Genomic DNA, 21,468 nt, shown 5'->3' on the forward strand with positions numbered 1-21,468 from the left:
AAGGAACCAGGGACGAGCGATGACCACTCAGGTGCTTGCCGTGATCCCCGCGCGCGGGGGGTCCAAGGGCGTGCCGGGCAAGAATCTCGCCACGGTCGGCGGCGTGCCGCTGGTCGTCCGCGCCGTGCGGGCCTGCCGCGCCGCCCGGCTGGTCACCGGTGTGGTGGTCTCCACCGACGACGCGGGCATCGCGGCTGCCGCCCGCGGGGCCGGCGCCGAGGTGGCCGAGCGCCCGGCGGACATCTCCGGTGACACCGCCACCAGCGAATCGGCCGTGCTGCACGCCATGGACGAGTGGGAGCGGCGCCACGGCACCGCCGTGCAGGTGGTGCTGCTGGTGCAGTGCACCAGCCCGTTCCTCACCCCCGAGGACGTCGACGGGGTCGCCGCCGCGGTCCGGGACGGCGCCGACACCGCGCTCACCGCGGCCCCCTTCCACGGTTTTCTCTGGCGGGCGGACTCCGCCGCGGGCGGCGGCGCCGACGGCGTCAACCACGACCGCGGCCACCGCCCGCGCCGCCAGGACCGCCCCGAGGACCTGCTGGAGACCGGCGCCGCCTACGCCATGCGGGCGGCCGGTTTCCGCAGCCGGCGGCACCGGTTCTTCGGCCGCACCGAGCCGGTGCGGACCGATCCGGCCCGGGTGCTGGAGATCGACGACCCGCACGACCTCGCCCGGGCCCGCGCCCTGGCCCCGCTGCTGGACGGCGCCGAAGGCCCCGCGGCCGAGGGCGCCGGCACCGCCGCGCCGCCGCCCGGCTCGGGCATCCGCCCGACCCGGGAGGACATCGACGCGGTGGTGCTCGATTTCGACGGCACCCAGACCGACGACCGGGTGCTCGTCGACTCCGAGGGACGGGAGCTGGTCGCGGTGCACCGCGGCGACGGCCTGGGCATCGCCGCGCTGCGCCGGGCCGGGCTGCCGCTGCTGATCCTGTCCACCGAGGAGAACCCGGTCGTCGCCGCCCGGGCGCGCAAGCTGCGCGTTCCCGTGCTGCACGGCATCGACCGCAAGGACCTCGCGCTCAAGCAGTGGTGCGAGGAACAGGCCATCGCCCCCGAACGAGTGCTCTACGCCGGAAACGACGTCAACGACCTGCCCTGTTTTCATCTGGTCGGCTGGCCGGTCGCGGTCGCCGGCGCCCATGACGTCGTCCGCGCCGCGGCGCGCGCCGTCACCGCCGCCCCGGGTGGGGCGGGCGCGATCCGCGAGATCGCCTCGTGGATTCTCGGAAAGGAACTCATCGCGTCATGACCCCTGCCACCGCACCCCGTCTGCGCACCTTCGGCGACCGGGAGGTCGGTCCCGGCCGTCCCGTCTACATCACCGGTGAGATCGGCATCAACCACAACGGCGATCTGGAGAACGCGTTCGCGCTCATCGACGCGGCCGTGGACGCGGGCTGTGACGCCGTGAAGTTCCAGAAGCGCACGCCCGAGATCTGCACCCCGCGCGACCAGTGGGAGCTGGAGCGGGACACCCCCTGGGGGCGGATGACCTACATCGAGTACCGGCACCGGGTGGAGTTCGGCGAGGAGGAGTACCGCGCGGTCGACGAGTACTGCCGCCGCAAGGGCATCCACTGGTTCGCCTCCCCGTGGGACACCGAGGCGGTGGCCTTCCTGGAGCAGTTCGACCTGCCCGCGCACAAGGTCGCCTCGGCCTCGCTGACCGACGACGAGCTGCTGCGCGCGCTGCGCGCCACCGGCCGCACCGTCGTGCTGTCCACCGGGATGTCCAACCCGCAGCAGATCCGCCACGCGGTGGAGGTGCTGGGCAGCGAGAACATCCTGCTCTGCCACGCCACCAGCACCTACCCGGCCAAGGCCGCCGAGCTGAATCTGCGGGTGATCAACACCCTCCAGGCCGAGTACCCGAACGTGCCGATCGGCTACTCCGGGCACGAGACCGGGCTCCAGACCACGCTGGCCGCGGTCGCGCTGGGCGCGGTGTTCGTGGAGCGGCACATCACCCTGGACCGGGCCATGTGGGGCTCGGACCAGGCGGCCTCGGTGGAGCCGCAGGGCCTGAACCGGCTGGTCCGCGACATCCGGATCATCGAGGAGTCGCTGGGGGACGGCGTGAAGAAGGTCTATGACAGCGAGCTGGCTCCGATGAAGAAGCTGCGCCGTGTCAAGGGCGTGGTGGCCGAGCGGCAGGACGCCGTGACCGGCACCGAGCCCGCGATGGTCTGAGCCACCGACACCCCGGGGGGAGCCCGCGCCCATGACCCGACCCGACCCCGCCGCCGAGGGCGGCGGCCCGGAGCACGGCGCCGCCGCTCCGGCCGGCGTCCCCGCAGCCGACCGGCGGGCTCCCGGCGAGTCCGGCACCGCCGGCGGCCCGGGAGCCGCCGCCGGGGCGCGGGCCGCGGATGCCGGCGCGGTGGCTCTGGTGGAGAGCCCGGTGCAGTTGCTCAATGTGCTGGAGTGGGCCCTGGGCCAGGGGGACATCCTGCTGCACGTGGTGGTGCTGCCGCCGCGCGAGGCCGGCGCCCGGGGCCAGCTGCGCCGGATGGCACGGCTGGCCCAGGAGGCCGGTCACCGGGTGGTCTGGCGGGAGGTCCGCTCGGGCGGCTCCGGCATCCGCAGCCTGCCCGGGCTGGCCGCCCGGCTGCGCGGGGCGAGGCTGCTGCTGATAGGGGATCCCTTCTCCCGCTGGATCCAGCTGCTGCTCGCGCTGTCGGATCCGCGCGAGGTGGTGGTGGTGGACGACGGCACCGCCACCATGGAGTTCGCCGGCCAACTGGCCCGCGGCGAGCGGCTGGTGCGCTGGCACCGCAGGCCGTCCCGCGGGCCGGGGGCCACGGTCTTCGCCCCCGTGGCCCGGCGCGCCGTCACCCGGCTGCTGCCGCAGCCCGGGCGGCGCCGGGTGGAGGTCTTCAGCGCCATGCCGGTCGAGGTGCCGGACGGGATACAGGTGATCCCCAACGACTTCCCCTGGACCCGGGACCACTTCGGCCCGCCGGCCGTCCTCCCCGGCGCGGACCTGGTCGGCACCTCGCTGGTGGAGACCGGCGTGGTCCGCGAGGACGACTACCTGGCCGCGGTGACCGCCCTGACCAAGCGCTACGGCATCACCCGCTACTTCGCCCACCGCCGGGAGCGGGCGGCCAAGCTGCGCCGGGTGGCGCTGGAGTCCGGCCTGGAGATCATCCGCCCCGATCTGCCGCTGGAGCTGGTGGCCCGGCGCGGCCCGGTCGCCGCCCATGTGCTGAGCTTTCCCTCCACCGTGGTGCACACCCTGCCGCAGGTGCTGGCCGACACCCCGGTGAAGGTCAGCGTCTGCGAGGTGGACGACGACTGGCTGACCGAGCGGGCCTCACCGCGCGCCAGGGTCTTCCTGGCCTCCGTCACCCGCACCGCCAGCGGGGTGCACGGTCTGGCCACCCTGTCCGCCCTGCCCTGAGCCGGGGCCCGGCTCCGGGCACAACCGCGCCCGGACGGCGGGGAGTTGGATGTAAAGATCAGTGAGTGTTGCAGGAGTGGCGCGCGTCTCAATCTGCGGACTCAAGGGAAATCCGAGGTTCTACCCCTTACTCTGACCGGGTATGCGCGGAGCAATCGATAATCTGTCGTCCTCGCGGGTGAAGTTCTCATGATCGCGGGGAACTTGGGACCCTCCGAGGTTACTCTCGGTCAGGTGAGCCACTTGCTGTCACGGGATGCCGTCGCCGCTGCGCCCTCCGGGGCGTCCTCCGCCACGATGCCCCGGGACGGCGTATCCCCCCTGATCGCCGACTCCGCGCCGGACGCGCCCGGCGGGCCCGTCCCGGGGAACGGCCACGGCCGCGGCTCCACCGCCCTGATCGACGACGCGCTGCACGCCGAGCTGATCGCCTTCCGGCGCGACATGCACATGCACCCGGAGCTGGGCAATCAGGAGGTCCGCGCCACCGCCGCGGTCAAGGCGCGGCTGGAGAAGGCCGGCCTGGCCCCCCGGGTGCTGGCCAGCGGCACCGGTCTGATCTGCGACATCCTCCCCTCCGGCCGCCCGGGCGCCTGGACCGGCGGCCGTGCCATGCTCGCCCTGCGCGGCGACATGGACGCGCTGCCCATCCCCGACACCAAGTCCGTCCCCTACCGCTCCACGGTCCCCGGCCGGGCCCATGCCTGCGGTCACGATGTGCACACCTCCGTGGTGCTGGGCGCCGGGCTGGCGCTGGCCGGGCTGGCCCGCGGCGGTCTGCTGCCGCATCCGGTCCGGCTGATCTTCCAGCCCGCCGAGGAGATCATGCCCGGCGGCGCCCACTCGGCCATCGAGAGCGGTGCCCTGGAGGGCGTGGCCCGGATCGTGGCGCTGCACTGCGATCCCCGGCTGGACGCCGGCCGGATCGGGCTGCGCACCGGGGCCATCACCTCCGCCGCCGACATGGTGACCGTCGCGCTCTCCGGGCCCGGCGGCCACACCGCCCGGCCGCATCTGACCACCGACCTGGTCGGCGCCGCCGCCCGCATCGCGCTGGACGTTCCCGCGCTGGTGCAGCGGCGGGCCGACACCCGCTGGGGCGTCAATCTCACCTGGGGCCGGCTGGAGACCGGCCACGCCGCCAATGTCATCCCGCAGCGCGCCGAGCTGGCCGGCACCATCCGCTGTCTGGAGCTGGCCGGCTGGCGCCAGGCCCCCGATCTGGTGCACGCCGCGGTGGACGAGGTGGCCGCCGTGCACCGCGCCAAGTCGGAGATCCGCTATGTGCGCGGCGTCCCCCCGGTGGTGAACGAGGCCGGCGCGGTGGAGCTGCTGGGCGCCGCCATGACCGAGCGGTTCGGCGAGGAGGCCGTGGCGGACACCGAGCAGAGCCTTGGCGGCGAGGACTTCTCCTGGTATCTGGAGCAGGTGCCCGGTGCCATGGCCCGTCTCGGGGTGCGCACCCCCGGCCGCACCGGCCGGGACCTGGACATCCACCAGGGCGACTTCGATGTGGACGAGCGGGCCATCGCGGTCGGGGCCGAGCTGCTGGCCGCCGCCGCCCTGCGGGACGCGGCCGGCCGCTGAGCCGGACGGCGCCCGCCGGGGCCGGACGGCCCCCGGTGCGTCACCGTTCCCCGCGTCATCGTGTTGCGTACGCGTTGCGATCACGACGATCTGATAACGGGTGCTTTCCCTCCCGCCCCGCCGGATCTACGCGCGTTACTATTCCGCGAAAGCAGCGCCGAACGAGGCGCTTCTAGCGAAGGGAACGTCTCTTGCGCCGCGTATCCAAGCTTGCAGCATCGGTGGCCGCCACCGTCGCGCTCGCGCTGTCCGCCGCCGCGTGCGGCGAGAGCTCGACGGAGTCGGAGGGGGCGGAAAAGGGGCCCGCCGTCGCCTTTGACGTCGGCGGCCGTGACGACCAGTCCTTCAACGAGTCGGCCGCCCGCGGCGGGGACAAGGCCGAGGAGGAGCTGGGCGTCGAGGTCTTCTACCAGACCGCCCGCGAGGGTGAGACCGACGCCGACCGCGAGCAGCGGCTCACCCAGATGGCGGAGGCCGGCTACGACCCGGTGATCGGCGTCGGCTTCCTCTACGGCACCGCCGTGGAGCGCGCCGCCGAGCAGTTCCCGGACACCACCTTCGGCATCGTGGACTCGGTGGTGGAGGCGGACAACGTGTACAGCATGGTGTTCGCCGAGCACGAGGCCTCGTATCTGGCGGGAGTGGCCGCGGCGCTGAAGACGCAGACCAATGTGGTGGGCTTCATCGGCGGTGAGAACAACCCGCTGATCCAGAAGTTCCAGGCCGGCTTCGAGCAGGGTGTCGCGGACACCAGCCCGGACGTCGAGGTGCTGGTGGAGTACCTCTACGAGAACAGCGGCACCGGCGCCGGCTTCGCCGACCCGGCCAAGGCCAAGGAGAAGGCGGACGGCATGATCGTCCGCGACGCCGACATCATCTACACCGCGGCGGGCGCCTCCGGCAACGGCTCCATCGAGGAGGTCGCCAAGCACGAGGGCGTCTGGGCCATCGGCGTGGACTCCGACCAGTACCAGCAGGAGGGTCTGGCCGAGTGGCAGGACCACATCCTCACCTCCGCGGTCAAGGCGGTGGATGTCGCGGTCTTCGACCTGATCCAGAGCGTGGAAAGTGGTGAGCCGCTGTCCGGCGTGGGCGAGTACGGACTGGCCGAGGAGGGCGTCTACCTGGCCACCTCCGGCGGCTTCATCGACGACATCCAGGCCGAGATCGACGCCGCCAGGGAAGGCATCATCAACGGCGACATCGAGGTCAGCCAGACCCCCTGACCCCACGGTGGCCGGTGCGGGACGCGGTGCCCGGGCCCGGCGGGGAGGCTTCCCTCCCCGCCGGGCCGCTGTTCGGAACACTACGCGCGTAGCACCGGCCCGGACACGATAGCGTCGGCGTCCGACCAGGCCCTGCTCCTTCGCCCCAGGAGAGTGCGTCATCTCTGCCTCATCACCAGCCGCCGCCTCCCCCGGGACAGGCAACGGCTCGCCGGCCGTCGAGCTGCGCGGCATCACGAAACGTTTCCCCGGTGTGGTGGCCAACCGGGACATCGACATCACCGTCCGGCGCGGCACCGTGCATGCCCTGATCGGTGAGAACGGTGCCGGGAAGTCCACCCTGATGAAGATCCTCTACGGCATGCAGAAGCCGGACGAGGGCACCATCTCCGTCGACGGCCGCGCCGTCGTCCTGCACTCGCCCGCCGACGCCATCGCCCGCGGCATCGGCATGGTGCACCAGCACTTCATGCTGGCCGACAACCTCACCGTGCAGGAGAACATCGTGCTCGGCGCGGAGAAGCTGCACGGCATCGGCGCCGCCGCCCGCCGCCGCATCCAGGAGCTCTCCGACGCCTACGGCCTCGGGGTGCGCCCGGATGTGCTGGTGGAGGAGATCGGCGTGGCCGACCGCCAGCGGGTGGAGATCCTCAAGGTCCTCTACCGCGGCGCCCGCACCCTGATCCTGGACGAGCCCACCGCGGTGCTGGTGCCGCAGGAGGTGGACGCCCTCTTCGCCAACCTCCGCGAGCTCAAGGCGGAGGGCCTGACGGTGATCTTCATCTCGCACAAGCTGGGCGAGGTGCTGGCGGTCGCCGACGAGATCACCGTGATCCGCCGCGGCACCACGGTCGCCTCCGTCACCCCCGCCGAGACCACCCCGAAGCAGCTCGCCGAGCTGATGGTGGGCACCGAGCTGCCGGTGCCGGAGACCCGCGAGTCCACCGTCACCGACACCCCGGTGCTGGAGGTGTCCGGACTGCATCTGTCCGGCACCGACGCCGAGGGCGTGGTGCGCGAGGTGCTCTCCGACATCACCTTCACCATCCACCGCGGCGAGGTGCTGGGCATCGCCGGCGTGGAGGGCAACGGCCAGTCCGAGCTGGTGGAGACCGTGATGGGGATGCGCCGGCCGGACGGCGGGGTGATCCGGCTGGCGGGGGAGGACATCTCCCGGACCGCCACCCGCGGGCGCCGCGAGGCCGGCATCGGCTACATCCCCGAGGACCGGCACCGGCACGGCCTGCTGCTGGACGCCCCGCTGTGGGAGAACCGCATGCTGGGCCATGTCACCCAGCGCCCCAACAGCAACGGCCCCTGGCTGACCGGCGGCGACGCCCGCCGGGACACCGAGCGGATCGTCGAGGAGTACGACGTGCGCACCCCGGGGGTGGACGTCACCGCGGCCAGCCTGTCCGGCGGCAACCAGCAGAAGCTGATCGTCGGCCGGGAGATGAGCCACCGGCCGCGGGTGCTGGTCGCCGCCCACCCCACCCGGGGCGTGGACGTCGGCGCCCAGGTCCAGATCTGGGACCAGATCCGGGAGGCCCGGCACGAGGGCATGGCGGTGCTGCTGATCTCCGCCGACCTCGACGAGCTGATCGGCCTCTCCGACACCCTCCGGGTGATGTACCGGGGCCGGCTGGTGGCCAGTGCCGACCCGGCGGCCATCACCCCGGAGCAGCTCGGCACCGCCATGACCGGCGCCGCCACCGGCACACTGGACCGGCCCGGCCCGGCGGACGACCCCGGCGCCCAGGGAAGTGATGACTGAGATGCCCGCCACCGTTTCCTCGCTGACCTCCCTGGTGCGCGACCCGCACCGGCGGGAGCGGCTGCTGCTGGGCGCCGCCGCCCCGGCCCTCGCCCTGGTCACGGCCTTTGTGCTGATCGCGGTGGTGATGGCGGTCACCGACCAGAACCCGGTCCGCGCCTTCGGGCTGATGCTGGACTACGGCACCAAGGCGGACAGCCAGGTCTGGATCATCAACAAGGCGATCGCCTACTACCTGTCCGCGGTGGCGGTGGCCATCGGCTTCCGGATGAATCTCTTCAACATCGGGGTGGACGGCCAGTACCAGGTCGGCGCGCTGATCGCGGCCTGGGTGGGCGGCAGCCTGGCGTTCACCGGGCTGGTCAACATCCCGCTGATGATCCTGGTCGCCATGGTGGTCTCCGGCTTCTGGGCGGGCATCGCCGGCTATCTCAAGGCCACCCGCGGGGTGAGCGAGGTGATCAGCACCATCATGCTGAACGCCATCGCCGGTTCGCTGGTCGGCTATCTGCTCAAGGAGGGCCGGCTGGCCGAGCTGTCCGGGAACATCGTGCACACCCCGGACCTGCCGGACTCCAGCATGTTCTTCACCATCGACACCGGCAACGGCGAGATCTGGGGCACCGTGGTGATCGCCGTGCTGGCCGGTGTCGCCTACTGGTTCCTGCTGGGCCGCACCCGGTTCGGCTACGACCTGCGGGCGGTGGGCCACTCCGACACCGCGGCCCTGGCCAGCGGCGTCAATGTCAAGACCATGGTGACCGGCGCCATGCTGCTGTCCGGCGTGGCGGCCGGCCTGGTCGGCATGCCGATCCTGCTCAACGACTCCGGCAACTTCGGCAACAACTTCCCCGGGGGCATGGGCTTCACCGGCATCGCCATCGCGCTGCTGGGCCGCAACCACGCCGTGGGCATGGCCTTTGCCGCGCTGCTCTGGGGCTTTCTGGAGCGCACCGGCAACCACCTCGACTTCGAGGGCTACAGCAGGGAGATCGTGGGCGTGATGCAGGGCACCATCGTGCTCTCCGTGGTCATCGCCTACGAACTGGTACGGCGCTGGGGTCTGCGGCGCCAGCAGAGCCGGGTCGGCGCCGAACTCGCCGCCGGCCGGGCGAAGACGAACGACGCGGCGGAGGTCGGCCAGTGAGCTCGGAAGTCCAGACCGGCCCGGACCCGGTGCGGGTCCGCGGCAAGGTGGAGCGCGGTGGCCGCCCCAGGCTGAGCTACCCGGTGGTCCTGCTGCTGATCGCGGCGGCGCTGCTGCTGCTGTCCCTGGCGCGGGTGGTCACCGACACCCAGAGCCTGACCGACGCCCGGCAGTGGGGCAGCGCGCTGGGCCTGGCGGTGCCGATCGGACTGGCCGGCCTGGGCGGCCTGTGGTCGGAACGCTCCGGGGTGATCAACATCGGCCTCGAAGGCATGATGATGCTCGGCATGTTCGGCGCCGGCTGGATCGGCTGGCAGTACGGCCCCTGGCCGGCCGTGCTGGCGGGCGTGATCGGCGGGGTGCTGGGCGCCCTGGTGCACGCGGTGGCCACGGTCACCTTCGGGGTGGACCACATCGTCTCCGGTGTGGCCATCAACATCCTGGCACTGGGCGTGGTGCAGTTCCTGGCCCATCTCTGGTTCGGCGAGGGCACCGAGGCGAGCCGGCAGGGCGGCAACGACAAACAGTCGCCACGGATGGATCCGCTGGGCGAGATGAATGTGCCGGGGGTCTCCGGCTGGCTGGCGGACATCGAGGAACAGAACCTCTTCTTCGTCTCGGACACCGCCGGGGTGCTGGGCGCCCTGGTGTCCCGGGTGTCCTGGCTGACCGTCATCGCCGTGCTGCTGTTCTTCGCCACCTGGTTCCTGCTGTGGCGGACCTCCTTCGGGCTGCGGCTGCGCTCCTGCGGCGAGAACCCGGTGGCCACCGAGTCGCTGGGGGTCAACGTCTATCTGTACAAGTACCTCGCGGTGCTGATCTCCGGCGCGCTGGCCGGGCTGGGCGGGGCCTATCTGGCCGTGTTCATCCGCATGTACCAGGACGGGCAGACCGGCGGGCGCGGCTTCCTGGGCCTGGCCACCATGATCTTCGGCAACTGGCGGCCGGGCGGGGTGGCGGTCGGCGCCGGCCTGTTCGGCTTCATGGACGCGCTCCAGATCCGCGGCGGCGGCGACACCGTGCACGCCATACTGCTGCTCTTCGCGGTGCTGCTGGCCGTGGTCGCGGTCTGGCAGATGGTGCGCGCCCGGCGGCTCACCCTGGCGGCCGGCTTCAACGCGGGCCTGGCCGTGCTGCTGTTCGCCTGGTGGGCGGCCACCGACACCATGCCGGGCGAACTGGTCACCGCCAGCCCGTATCTGACCACCCTGGTGGTGCTGACGCTGTTCTCCCAGCGGCTGCGGGTGCCACGGGCCATCGGCCGGCCCTACCGCCGGGGACAGTCCACATGACCGGCCCCGCCGGCGAGCGGCTGTGGGAGGAACTGCGCGCGGCGGCCCGGGAGGCGGCCTCCCGGGCCTATGCGCCCTACTCCCGCTACCCGGTGGGTGCCGCCGCCCGCACCGCGGACGGCCGCACCCTCACCGGCTGCAATGTGGAGAACGCCTCCTACGGCCTCGGGCTGTGCGCCGAATGCGGCCTGGTCTCCGCGCTGTACGCCGCCGGCGGCGGCCGGCTGACCCACTTCACCTGCTGCGACGGCTCCGGACAGACCATCACCCCGTGCGGCCGGTGCCGCCAGTTGCTGCTGGAGCACGGCGGCCCGGAGCTGAGCATGGACACCCCCGAGGGCATCCTGCCGCTGTCCGCGCTGCTGCCCCAGCACTTCGGCCCCGCCCACCTCCACCGCCCGTAGGAGCCGCCTTCCATGGACGCCATCACCGTCATCCGGGCCAAGCGCGACGGGCATGCGCTCACCCCCGGGCAGATCGACTGGGTCATCGACGCCTACACCCGCGGCCGGGTGGCCGACGAGCAGATGTCCGCGCTGGCCATGGCCATCCTGCTGAACGGCATGGACCGGGCCGAGATCGCCCGCTGGACCGCGGCCATGATCGCCTCCGGGGAGCGGATGGACTTCTCCGCCCTGCCCCGCCCCACCGTGGACAAGCACTCCACCGGCGGCGTCGGCGACAAGATCACCCTGCCGCTGGCGCCGCTGGTCGCCGCCTGCGGCGCGGCCGTACCGCAGCTCTCCGGCCGGGGGCTCGGCCACACCGGCGGCACCCTGGACAAGCTGGAGTCCGTCCCCGGCTGGCGCGCCGGGCTGTCCGGCCCGGAGATGATGGAGGTGCTGGGCTCGGCCGGCGCGGTGATCTGCGCCGCCGGCGAGGGCCTGGCCCCCGCCGACCGCAAGCTGTACGCGCTGCGGGACGTCACCGGCACGGTCGAGTCCATCCCGCTGATCGCCAGCTCCATCATGAGCAAGAAGATCGCCGAGGGCACCGGCGCGCTGGTGCTGGACGTCAAGGTCGGCTCCGGCGCCTTCATGAAGACCCTCGCCGACGCCCGGGAACTGGCCGCCACCATGGTGGAACTGGGCACCGACCACGGGGTGCGCACGGTGGCGCTGCTCACCGACATGTCCGTCCCGCTGGGGCTGACCGCCGGCAATGCCCTGGAGGTGCGGGAGTCGGTGGAGGTCCTGGCCGGCGGCGGACCGGCCGATGTGGTGGAACTGACCCTGGCGCTGGCCCGGGAGATGCTGGACGCGGCCGGGCTGCCGGACGCCGACCCGGAGCGGGCGCTGCGGGGCGGCGGCGCCATGGACGTCTGGCGCCGGATGATCGCCGCCCAGGGCGGCGACCCGGACGCGCCGCTGCCGGTGGCCCGCGAGCGGCACACCCTGCCCGCCCCGGCGAGCGGGGTGCTGACCAGGCTGGACGCCTATGCGGTGGGGGTGGCCGCCTGGCGGCTGGGGGCCGGCCGGGCCCGCAAGGAGGACCCGGTGCAGGCCGGCGCCGGTGTGGAACTGCATGCCAGGCCGGGCGAGCGGGTGACCGCCGGGCAGCCGCTGCTGACCCTGCACACCGACACCCCGGAGCGTTTCCCGGCCGCGCTGGCCGCGCTGGCGGACGACGCCGTGGTCATCGTCCCGGACGGGCCCGGCGAGCCCGGCCCGGGCGCCGCGCCCGCCCTCGCCCCGCTGGTCCTGGACCGGGTGGCCTGACCCGCCCCGGACCACGCCACGGCGTACATCCGGTGAATCCTTCCCGATTCGCTGTCCTTTATGCCGGACTTTCTGTCATGATCTTTTCCTGCTCGATGTAGCCTGAAGAACGGATTTGGCGGACGGTCGATGTCACTTCGGGAGGTGGTGCTGTCATGCGCAGCGAGCCTCCCAGTCATCCCCGGCGCCACGCCCCCGACCCCCGGGTCCGCCCGCCGGCGCGCTAGCTGACGCCCGCGGGCCCCTGGGACACCAGGCGTGTGCGCGAACACCGGATGGTTCAGTGACCGCTTTCCGTTGTCAGGGGGTACCCCGTCATGACGCATCTGCCTGTCCTGCTGGAGGAGCACGACCTCGCCGGGGCCATGGAATGGCTGGAGACCCAGCCCGCGTATTCCATCGCGGACGAGATCGCCCGGATGGACGCGGTGAACTCGGTGGTCGCCTTCCGGCTGCTCGACAAGGACCGGGCGCTGGAGGTCTTCGAGGAACTCGACCCGGTAGACCAGCAGCAGATTCTGGAGGGGCTGCGCGACCAGGCGTTCCGCGACCTGGTGGAGGGCATGGACCCGGACGACCGGGCGCGGATGCTGGGCGAGGTGCCGGCCAAGGTCGCCCGCCGGGTGCTGGCCGGGCTGAGCGCGCACGAGCGGCACATGACGGCCGCGCTGCTCGGTTACCCCGAGGGCTCGGTCGGCCGCTTCATGACGCCCGAGACGGTGGCGCTCCAGCAGAATCTGACGGTCGCCGAGGCACTGGACGTGGTGCGGCTGCGCGGCGCGCACGCCGAGACCATCTACACCCTGCCGGTGGTGGACACCGGCCGCCGCCTGACCGGCATCGTGGAACTGCGCGATCTGGTGCTCAGCAACCCGGACCTCCAGGTGGCCCGGCTGGTGGACACCGAGCCGCCCCGGGCCCGGGCCACCGATCCGGCCGAGCAGGCCGCCCGGCTGATGCGCGAGACCAACATGCTGGACCTGCCGGTGGTGGACAGCGAGGACCGGCTGGTCGGCCTGCTCACCATCGACGACGCGGTGGAGGTCATCGAGGCCGCGGACACCGAGGACACCGCCCGGCAGTCCGGTGCCGAGCCGCTGGAGCGCCACTACATGTCGGTCGGCGTCTTCCGGCTGGCCCGCTCCCGCGCGGTCTGGCTGATGCTGCTGCTGGTCGCCGCCACCCTGACGGTCACCGTCAACCGGGTCTTCGAGGCCACCCTGGAGGAGGTCACCGCGCTGGCGCTGTTCGTGCCGCTGCTGATCGGGGCCGGCGGCAACGCGGGCGCCCAGGCCGCCACCGCCGCGGTCCGCGCCCTGGCGGTGGGCGAGGTCCGGGTCTCCGACCTGTTCCGGGTGATCTGGCGGGAATGCCGCACCGGGCTGCTGCTGGGCACCCTGCTGGCCCTGGTCGGCGCCCTGATCGGCGCGGTCTTCGTCGGCCTGGACATCGCCGTGATCGTCGGAGTGACGCTGATCGTCATCTGCGGCTGGGCCTCCACCGTGGGCGGCACCATGCCGCTGCTGGCCAAGAAGCTCCGCATCGACCCGGCCGTGGTCTCCGCCCCCATGGTCACCACCCTGGTCGACGCCACCGGCCTGATCATCTACTTCACCACCGCCAAAATCGTCCTCGGCCTCTGAGCCACCGGGCGGCGGTCAGAAGCCGTAGCCGTATTCGATGTAGTAGCAGTCGCGGTAGGAGGTTCCGGAGAGCAGGGTCCAGGAGCCGTAGTAGGGGGTGACCGAGCCGTCCGGGGTGCGGGCGACGACCGAGTAGGCGCCGGGGGCGAGTTGCAGGGTCACCGAGGGCTTGCCGTCGGGGGCCAGGCACTGGCCGCCGCCGGCGCCCGCCGAGGCCACCGACGCGGTACCGGTCTCCGGCCCGGTGTAGAGGATCTCCAGCTCCACGCCGGAGTCGTTGATGATGGTGACGGTGGTGGTCCCGCTGGGCGCGCTGCCCGCGGCGGAGGGGTCCGGCAGGGTGTTGGTGGCGCCGTCGCCGATCCGGGCGATCTCGATGGCGATCAGGACATCCGCGGCGTGGCCGGCCCGGTCGTGCTCCTCGTGCTCGTCCACCACCGTGCGCATATGGCTTTCCGCGGTGTCGTAGTCGCCGTCCACAAAGGCCGCGCTGCCGCACTGGTAGTGCGCCTCGGCCAGGGAGTTCTCCGCCCGTCCGGCGAGATCCCGGTAGGTCTTCCCCTCGAAGGCGGAGTTGCTCTCCGGCAGGTCGGCCAGGAACTCCAGCTCGTCGAACGCCTCGCAGCCCCTGGCGCCGGTCAAGTCCTGCGCCCTGGCCTTGCGGTACGCCTCCAGGGTGCCGGGCACCTTGCCGCTCTGCCCGCTCTCGGGGAAATCGGCCAGCAGATCGCCGAAGCCGCGCTCCGCCGCGTCCCAGTCCGCACTCTCGTAGGCGGTGGTGGAGCAGTCCAGCAGTTCGGCCGGGAGCGCGGCCCTCGCCCGGTCCGCCAGCCGGGCGGCGTCCTCGGCCGCCCACTCCTCGGGTGCCTCCGACTCTTCCGGCAGCCGCGTGAAGAAACGCAGTTCGCGCACTGCCGTGCAGTGGTCACCGGCCGCCAGGGAGGCGGTCGCGGTGTCCCACAGTGCCGTGATCCGGTCCGGGACCTCGGCGGCCTCGGGGAATTCCGGCTGTTCCCCGCGGAGCGTGACGTATTCGTCGAACGCCTGGACGTAGAAGTTGTCGGCGGCCTCGATGCTGCTGGCGGATCCCTGGCGGACCAGGCTGTCGGCGTGGGCCAGCCGCAGCTCGGACAGCCGGGCGTGCACCCCCTCCCAGGGCGGTTCGCCCTCGTAGAGGGCGGCATAGTCGCGGTAGGCGGAGACCGCCTCGCCCCATGCCTCCTGCCCGGCGTGGGTCTGTGCCAGGAGCATGATCTCGCAGGCGTGCACGCCCCGTTCGGCGTCCTCCTCCCGGCCGTGGAAGGCGAGGGCGTAGCGGGCGGAGAGCACCTGGCCGTAGCGGTCCAGGGCGCGTTCGCAGTCCCCGGCGGCATGCGCCTTCCCGGCCTGCTCCAAAGCCCGTCCGGGCAGCGCCTGGTACACGGCATAGCCGCTCACCACCACGGCCAGCAGGGCCACGGCGGCGCCGAGCGGCAGCCAGGGGCGGCGCGGGCCCGGGCCGGGCGCGGCCAGGCCCAGCCGGCGGCCGTCCACGGCCATGGCCGCCGCCCAGAGCACGAAGACCGCCGTCCAGACCGGCCGCCCGCCCGGCGCCTCCAGCCAGGTGGCCAGCAGCACCAGCAGCACGGTGCCGGCCAGCGTGGCCAGCGCCCGCGGCCGGCGCCGCAGATAGAGGTAACCGGCGCTGAGCGCGGTGGCGTTGAGCGCCGCGGCAGCCGCGCCCCGGGCCGCGCTGCGGCCCGGCGGGGGCCCCGGCGGGGGCCCGGGCGGCGCCGGCGGCGGGGAGATGGGCGGGACCGGCGCGCCGGGACCGTAGACCGTCATGACGCTCCTTCGGGCAGGGCGGGCAACGGGGGGTGCCCGTGGTATCACGCTCCAGGGATGACCACGGTTGCGCCCGGGCGCCGAACTCGCAACGGCCGTAACGGAATTGTGCCCGGCGGCCGGGCCGTCACGCCGCCCCGGCGACCGTCCGGGAGGCGGTGCCGGCGCGCAGCGTGGCGTAGAGCGTGACGGCCGCGCTGACCAGCAGCGCGGCAAAGGCGAGCGCGACCGTGCCGGCCCAGCCCGACCAGTGGAAGCTGAGCGCGCCCAGCAGGCCGCCCGCGCTGGCCCCGGTGTAGTAGCCCACCTGGTACAGCGCCGCCGCCTGGGCCCGTCCGGTGTCCGCCGCGCGTCCCACCGAGGCCGAGGCCACCGCATGGCCCGAGAAGAAGCCGCCGGTGATCAGCACCAGGCCGAGCAGCACCGCCGGCAGGCTGTCCCACAGGCTCAGCAGCAGGCCGGCGCCCACCGCGCCCATCGCCGCGTAGAGCGCGCCGCGCCGCCCGAGCCGGTCCACCAGCGGGCCGGTGAGCGAGGAGGAGCCGGTGCCCACCAGGAAGATCACAAAGACCGAGCCGACGATTCCGGGGGACAGCCCGAACGGCTCCTCGGCCAGCCGGAAGGCGATCGCCGTGTACACCGCGTTGAACGCCGTCATCAGCAGCGCGCCGATGGTGAACAGCCGCAGCAGCAGCGGGGTGGTCAGATGCCCGGCCACCGTGGCGGCCATCTCCCGGGGGCCCGGCCGGGACGCCGTGAAGCGGCGCTGCCGCGGCAGCAGCAGCCCGTAGAGCACCGCGCCCGCCAGGGCCAGCAGCGCCACCGCGGCCAGCCCGGCGCGCCAGCCGAAGCCCTCGGCCACCCAGCCGCCGGCCATCCGGCCGGACATGCCGCCCACACTGTTGCCCGCGATGAACAGCCCGATCGCGCCGACCATGGCCCGCCTGTCGACCTCCTCGGAGAGATAGGCCACCGCGGAGGCCGGGATGCCGGCCAGGGCCGCGCCCTGCACGGCGCGCAGCGCGATCAGCGCGGGCAGCCCGGGTGCGAACGGCAGCACCAGGGCCACGGCCACCGCGACCGTCACCGAGCCGGTCATCATGGCCCGCCGGCCGACGCGTTCGGACAGCAGGCTCAGCGGCAGCACGGCCGCGGCCAGCGCCAGGGTGGTGGCCGAGACGGTCCAGCTCGCCTGGTCGGGGCGGACCCCGAAGGCGGCGCCGATCTCCGGGAGCAGGGCCTGGGTGGAGAACAGCAGGGCGAAGGTCGCCACCCCGATGCCGAACAGGGCGAGGTTGACCCGGACCGGCGACGGATGCGGGTGGTCCGTGGCGGTGGCGGTGGCGGTGGCGGACGGGAAAGACGGGGCGGAGGCCCCCGCGGTGGCGGGAGCCGGGGAGGTTGCGCTGGGCATACGGCGAATCTATGCATCCGCATTTGATGCGTCCAATGCACGGATATGCTGCATTCGATGCGGCAGTGCATAAGGTGAGGTGGTGGCGCGGCATGTCATTGCCGGGTAACAGAAAAGACATGTCTGATACATCGGTCACCCGGGGACCGGCCGGACCGGCGGAGTCCTGGGCGGCGCTGCTGACCCCGCGGCTGGTCCAGTTCGCGGCCGTGGCCCGGCACGAGCACATCACCCGGGCCGCCCGGGAACTCGCGGTTCCGCAGTCCACGCTGAGCCGGGCCATGGCCCGGCTGGAGGAGGATCTGGGGGTGGCGCTGCTGGCCCGGCGCGGCCGGGCGGTCTCCCTCACCCCGGCCGGCCGTTCCTTCGCCCGTGCCGTGCGGCGGGCGCTGGAGGAGGTGGAGCGGGCCGCCGAGCAGGTGCGGGCGGACACCGATCCGGCCGCCGGCAAGGTCGCCTTCGGTTTTCTGCACACCATGGGCCCGGAGACGGTGCCCGCGCTGATCCGGGAGTTCCGCCGGGACCATCCCCGGGTGCGGTTCGCCCTGGTGCAGAGCTACGGCGAGGACATGATCGAGCGGATGCGCGCCGGGGAGCTGGATCTCTGCCTCACCTCGCCGATTCCGGACGCCCCCGATGTGGTCACCCGGCGGCTGGACGAGCAGCGGCTGCGGCTGGTGGTGCCGGAGGGCCACCGGCTGGCGGGGCGGCGGCGGATCCGGCTGGCCGAGGCGGCCGAGGAGGCGTTTGTGATGCTGGAGCCGGCCTATGGCCTGCGCACGCTGACCGAACGGCTGTGCCGGGAGGCCGGTTTCCAGCCGCGGGTGGCCTTCGAGGGGGAGGAGGCCGAGACCCTGCGCGGACTGGTCGCCGCCGGGCTGGGCGTGGCGCTGCTGCCGCCGCCGACGGTGCCCCGGCCGGGGGTGAGCGAGCTGACCGTGACGGCGCCGCGGACCGCCCGGGACATCGGGGTGGCCTGGATGGCCGGCGGCGGCCCGGATCCGGCGCCGGTCGCCGCGTTCAAGAAGTTCCTCCTCGGCCGCCGCGGCAACGTCCTGCCGGCCCACCCCTGAGGCGTGCGCCGCACGAGGGTCGGCGGTGCGGAAGGCGGCAGCGAAGGCAGCGAAGGCAGTGAAGGCAGTGAAGACTGGGAACGCGGGGAAAGCGGGGAAGGGGATGCGGATCTACGCGCGTAGGCGTAGAGTCGGCGGGGTGAGCGACAGTCACCAGCCCCACGCCGGCACCGCGCATGTGCCCACCCCGGACCAGATTCTGCGCGCCCCCAAGGTGCTGCTGCACGACCATCTCGACGGCGGGCTGCGCCCGGCCACCGTCGCGGAGCTGGCCCGCGAGCAGGGCTACGACCGGCTGCCGGAGACGGATCCCGAGCGGCTCGGCGCCTGGTTCCGGGAGGCCGCCGACTCCGGCTCCCTGGAGCGCTATCTGGAGACCTTCGCGCACACCTGCGCGGTGATGCAGACCCGGGAGGCGCTGTTCCGGGTGGCCGCCGAGTGCGTGCGGGACCTGGCCGCGGACGGCGTGGTCTACGCCGAGGTCCGCTACGCCCCCGAGCAGCATCTGACCCGGGGGCTGACCCTGGAGCAGGTCGTCGAGGCGGTCAACGACGGCTTCCGGGAGGGCGAGCGGCTGGCCGCCCGGGACGGCCACCGCATCCGGGCCGGCGCGCTGCTGACCGCCATGCGGCACGCCGCCCGTTCCCGGGAGATCGCCGAACTCGCCAACTCCTACCGGGATCAGGGCGTGGTCGGCTTCGACATCGCCGGGGCCGAGGCCGGCTACCCGCCCACCCGCCATCTGGACGCCTTCGAGTATCTGAAGCGGGAGAACAACCACTTCACCATCCATGCCGGTGAGGCCTTCGGCCTGCCCTCCATCTGGCAGGCCCTCCAGTGGTGCGGGGCGGACCGGCTCGGGCACGGGGTGCGGATCATCGACGACATCGGGACGGACGCCGACGGCCGGGTGCGGCTGGGCCGGCTGGCCGCCTATGTCCGGGACAAGCGGGTCCCGCTGGAGATGTGCCCCACCTCCAACCTCCAGACGGGGGCCGCCGCCTCCTACGCCGAGCACCCCATCGGGCTGCTCAGCCGGCTCCGTTTCCGGGTCACTGTGAACACCGACAACCGGCTGATGAGCGGTACCAGCATGACCCGGGAATTCGAGCATCTGGTCGAGGCATTCCAGTACACCCTGGAGGATCTCCAGTGGTTCACCGTCAATGCCATGAAATCCGCGTTCATTCCTTTTGATGAACGCCTGGCGATGATCAATGACGTGATCAAGCCCGGATATGCCGGTCTGCGCTCGGAATGGCTGTTCGCCGCCGCCCAGGGAAACCTGACCTGACCTGCCATGTCCCTACCGGCGCCGGGGTTTTCCGGTGCCAGTAGGACTTTTCCCGCCGGAAGTCCAGGGGCGACACCTGCGTTTATCGGTTCGTTGCCGGGCGATCGACGCCTGGCTATCGTCCTTGCGCTGCTCGATCCTCGCCACACGATCTCCACGCAAGGACGGAAAAACGATGAAGCAGGCCACCGTGAAATCCCTGGGAGCCGCCGCGGTCGGCGCGGCCTTCGCCGTCACCGCGGCGGGCAGCGCCGCCGCCCTCGGCGGTGATTATGTGGACGGCGCCGTCGACGCGACGGTGCGGAGCCTCCCGGGCAAGCTCGGCGCCATCCTGCCGGACGGAGCCAGGACCCTCGCCGCCGGCCAGGGCCTGCTGGGAACCACCGTGCAGGAGGTGACCACCACCCCGCTGCTGCAGCGGACCCCGCTCAACACCCCGCTGTCCGAGGTGGTCGGCAACGACATCCTCCAGGACGGCAGCATCGGCGGGGTGCCCACCGAGGGCAGCCCGCTGCAGATGCTGGGCGGCCTGCCCCTGGCCGAGCTGCCGGTGGGGCCGCACCTGGTGGAATCCGTCTCGCTCTGACCGGGGCGCACCGCCGGACGCATCTCAGAGCGGCATTCCGGGCGGCCCGGCCGCCCGGAATGCCGGACGCTCCGGCGCGCGGCGCAAGGCGGCCGGGGCCGGGGAGTCACAGCACGGGAAGCGAACCGTCGAGGCGGTCACCGCCGGGCGCCACCCGCTGCCAGACGCCGTCTCCGGCCGCCGCCGCCGGAGACGGCGTCTGGGCCGGCGCCCGTCCGCCCCGCCCCGCGGGCTCCTGTCCCAGCGCGGTCCGGGTGGCCGGCGGACGCCGCCGGTGCAGCAGCAGCGCCCGCAGCCGTCCGTAGCAGAGCAGATGGACCAGCGCCACGCCGAACGTGTTGAGCATCAGCGCGTCCACATTGGCCACCTGGCTGGGCACCATGGACTGCAGCAGCTCAATGGCGAGCGAGACCACGGCCCCGGCGAACACCGTATGGGCGAAGGACATGAAGCGCGAGCCGCCCAGCCGGGACCCCAGCGCGGGCACCAGTACCCCCAGCGGAGCCAGCAGCAGCAGCCCGGAGCCGATCACCCGCAGGCCGTGCCAGGTCCCTTCCCGCAGATCGGCGCGGAGGGAGGCGAACGGTTCCAGGTTCGACGGTTCCACCCACATCACGGTGAGCGGGCGCAGCATCAGCCAGCCGACGAACAGCAGATAGCCGGTGAGCAGCACCAGAGCCGTGCCGCGCACCCGGGGACTGACACCGCTCCCGCCGGGAGCCCTCCCGGTGGAAGCGTTCTCAAGACGGTGCACGGAATGCAGGACGCCCCAGGAGTCCGTCCGGTTCCGTCCCGCGGGGTGAATTGTGCCGCTTGGCAGCGGGCGCCCCCCGGGGACGCGGCGCCGCGGGGCTCAGGGCCGTGATCCGGTGGTCCGGGGCGGGGTCAGCGGGGTGAACTCGGTGTGCGCCGACTCCGGCCGGTTGCGCATGGATTCCGCGCACGGATACTTGCCGGGCTCCTGCCCCTGGCCGTCCTCGTCGGGCGGCCCGGCGAGCAGCACATAGCTCTCGTTGCCCAGCGCATCGGCGTTGGCGAAGGTGCAGATGACCTGCACCAGGGCGAAGGCCGGCAGATTCTTGGGGTGCTGGCTGAGCCGGACCAGATCGTGCGGATCGCCCTCCATGGGCTCGATCACCCGCAGCCCGCCCGGGACGGCGGTGGTGAAACCGGCCGCCCGCTCCTCGTCGGAGAGCTCGCCCTGCAGCGCGGTCAGCAGCGCGGTGGCGATCGTCGCCCGGCTGGAGGCCGGCGTCTCCTCGCCGCTGAACGGGAACGGCCGGGTCACCCGCTCGACCCGGGAGCCGCACACCAGATAGAGCTCGGTGCCCGGCTGCCCCCCGGTGTCCGAGGGGGCGTCGCAGGTGGCGCGGGACGGCGCCGGGCCCGCGTCCACCGGTACGTCGACGGACTGTATGCCGCAGCCGGTGGCCGCCAGGGCCAGCAGCCCGGCGGCGGCGGTGCGCAGGCTTCCGCGCATC

General features: G+C 72.9%; 18 protein-coding genes. 14 read left to right on the forward strand and 4 right to left on the reverse strand.

Features of this window, described 5'->3' with window-relative positions; genetic code table 11:
- The first annotated feature begins 19 nt into the window (after positions 1 to 19).
- The 11 genes from BM242_RS01495 to mgtE all read left to right on the forward strand — a co-directional run bounded on the left by BM242_RS01495 (position 20) and on the right by mgtE (position 13,796).
- On the forward strand, positions 20 to 1,255 hold the full coding sequence (locus tag BM242_RS01495) for an acylneuraminate cytidylyltransferase (protein ID WP_093836744.1): 1,236 nt from the start codon (positions 20 to 22) through the stop codon (positions 1,253 to 1,255).
- A complete protein-coding gene (locus BM242_RS01500; RefSeq protein ID WP_093836745.1) occupies positions 1,252 to 2,196 on the forward strand; it encodes an N-acetylneuraminate synthase family protein in 945 nt (314 codons plus the stop codon). Before BM242_RS01495 ends, BM242_RS01500 begins: the two co-directional genes overlap by 4 nt.
- Before the next feature lie 31 nt (positions 2,197 to 2,227).
- Entirely contained in the window at positions 2,228 to 3,409 is a 1,182-nt protein-coding gene (locus tag BM242_RS01505) for a hypothetical protein (protein ID WP_245833730.1), read from the forward strand.
- A gap of 297 nt (positions 3,410 to 3,706) precedes the next feature.
- Positions 3,707 to 4,996 carry an amidohydrolase gene (locus tag BM242_RS01510; protein ID WP_093836746.1) on the forward strand — a complete coding sequence of 430 codons (1,290 nt, stop codon included), beginning with the start codon at positions 3,707 to 3,709 and terminating at the stop codon, positions 4,994 to 4,996.
- Between the two features lie 191 nt (positions 4,997 to 5,187).
- Positions 5,188 to 6,222: a BMP family lipoprotein gene (locus tag BM242_RS01515; protein WP_093836747.1), complete on the forward strand. Its 1,035-nt coding sequence runs from the start codon at positions 5,188 to 5,190 to the stop codon at positions 6,220 to 6,222.
- 160 nt (positions 6,223 to 6,382) lie between these two features.
- Positions 6,383 to 7,996 carry an ABC transporter ATP-binding protein gene (locus tag BM242_RS01520; protein WP_093836748.1) on the forward strand — a complete coding sequence of 538 codons (1,614 nt, stop codon included), beginning with the start codon at positions 6,383 to 6,385 and terminating at the stop codon, positions 7,994 to 7,996.
- Between the two features lies 1 nt (position 7,997).
- Entirely contained in the window at positions 7,998 to 9,143 is a 1,146-nt protein-coding gene (locus BM242_RS01525) for an ABC transporter permease (RefSeq protein WP_093836749.1), read from the forward strand.
- Positions 9,140 to 10,435 (forward strand): ABC transporter permease, encoded by a 1,296-nt coding sequence (locus tag BM242_RS01530; protein WP_093836750.1) that lies wholly within the window; start codon positions 9,140 to 9,142, stop codon positions 10,433 to 10,435. The genes BM242_RS01525 and BM242_RS01530 overlap by 4 nt, the downstream gene beginning before the upstream one ends.
- Positions 10,432 to 10,839, forward strand: a complete 408-nt coding sequence (locus BM242_RS01535; protein WP_093836751.1) for a cytidine deaminase — start codon at positions 10,432 to 10,434, stop codon at positions 10,837 to 10,839. The genes BM242_RS01530 and BM242_RS01535 overlap by 4 nt, the downstream gene beginning before the upstream one ends.
- Positions 10,840 to 10,851: 12 nt before the next feature.
- Complete coding sequence (locus BM242_RS01540) at positions 10,852 to 12,153, forward strand: thymidine phosphorylase (RefSeq protein ID WP_093836752.1); 1,302 nt, start codon at positions 10,852 to 10,854, stop codon at positions 12,151 to 12,153.
- A 317-nt stretch (positions 12,154 to 12,470) separates the two neighbouring features.
- The gene (gene mgtE, locus BM242_RS01545; protein ID WP_093836753.1) at positions 12,471 to 13,796 is read left to right on the forward strand and encodes a magnesium transporter; all 1,326 of its coding nucleotides are present in this window, start codon (positions 12,471 to 12,473) and stop codon (positions 13,794 to 13,796) included.
- Positions 13,797 to 13,811: 15 nt separating this feature from the next.
- Here mgtE and BM242_RS01550 read toward each other — a convergent pair whose 3' ends face one another.
- Both BM242_RS01550 and BM242_RS01555 read right to left on the reverse strand, forming a co-directional pair.
- The gene (locus BM242_RS01550) at positions 13,812 to 15,620 is read right to left on the reverse strand and encodes a hypothetical protein (RefSeq protein WP_093836754.1); all 1,809 of its coding nucleotides are present in this window, start codon (positions 15,618 to 15,620) and stop codon (positions 13,812 to 13,814) included.
- Between the two features lie 127 nt (positions 15,621 to 15,747).
- Positions 15,748 to 17,034, reverse strand: a complete 1,287-nt coding sequence (locus BM242_RS01555; RefSeq protein WP_093836755.1) for an MFS transporter — start codon at positions 17,032 to 17,034, stop codon at positions 15,748 to 15,750.
- Between the two features lie 119 nt (positions 17,035 to 17,153).
- On the opposite strand from BM242_RS01555, the gene BM242_RS01560 reads away from it, so the two are divergent.
- From BM242_RS01560 to BM242_RS01570, 3 genes are all read left to right on the forward strand, one after another.
- The gene (locus BM242_RS01560; RefSeq protein WP_093836756.1) at positions 17,154 to 18,107 is read left to right on the forward strand and encodes a LysR family transcriptional regulator; all 954 of its coding nucleotides are present in this window, start codon (positions 17,154 to 17,156) and stop codon (positions 18,105 to 18,107) included.
- A 103-nt stretch (positions 18,108 to 18,210) separates the two neighbouring features.
- Positions 18,211 to 19,401 (forward strand): adenosine deaminase, encoded by a 1,191-nt coding sequence (locus BM242_RS01565; protein ID WP_093836757.1) that lies wholly within the window; start codon positions 18,211 to 18,213, stop codon positions 19,399 to 19,401.
- Positions 19,402 to 19,576: 175 nt separating this feature from the next.
- Positions 19,577 to 19,987: a hypothetical protein gene (locus BM242_RS01570; RefSeq protein WP_093836758.1), complete on the forward strand. Its 411-nt coding sequence runs from the start codon at positions 19,577 to 19,579 to the stop codon at positions 19,985 to 19,987.
- A 106-nt stretch (positions 19,988 to 20,093) separates the two neighbouring features.
- On the opposite strand, the gene BM242_RS01575 is transcribed toward BM242_RS01570, so the two are convergent.
- On the reverse strand, positions 20,094 to 20,678 hold the full coding sequence (locus tag BM242_RS01575; RefSeq protein ID WP_245833733.1) for a VanZ family protein: 585 nt from the start codon (positions 20,676 to 20,678) through the stop codon (positions 20,094 to 20,096).
- Positions 20,679 to 20,840: 162 nt separating this feature from the next.
- On the reverse strand, positions 20,841 to 21,467 hold the full coding sequence (locus BM242_RS01580; protein ID WP_093836759.1) for a hypothetical protein: 627 nt from the start codon (positions 21,465 to 21,467) through the stop codon (positions 20,841 to 20,843).
- Between the last annotated feature and the right edge of the window lies 1 nt (position 21,468).

It is taken from the genome of Streptomyces aidingensis, from assembly GCF_900112355.1.
Taxonomy (GTDB): Bacteria; Actinomycetota; Actinomycetes; order Streptomycetales; family Streptomycetaceae; genus Streptomyces; species Streptomyces aidingensis.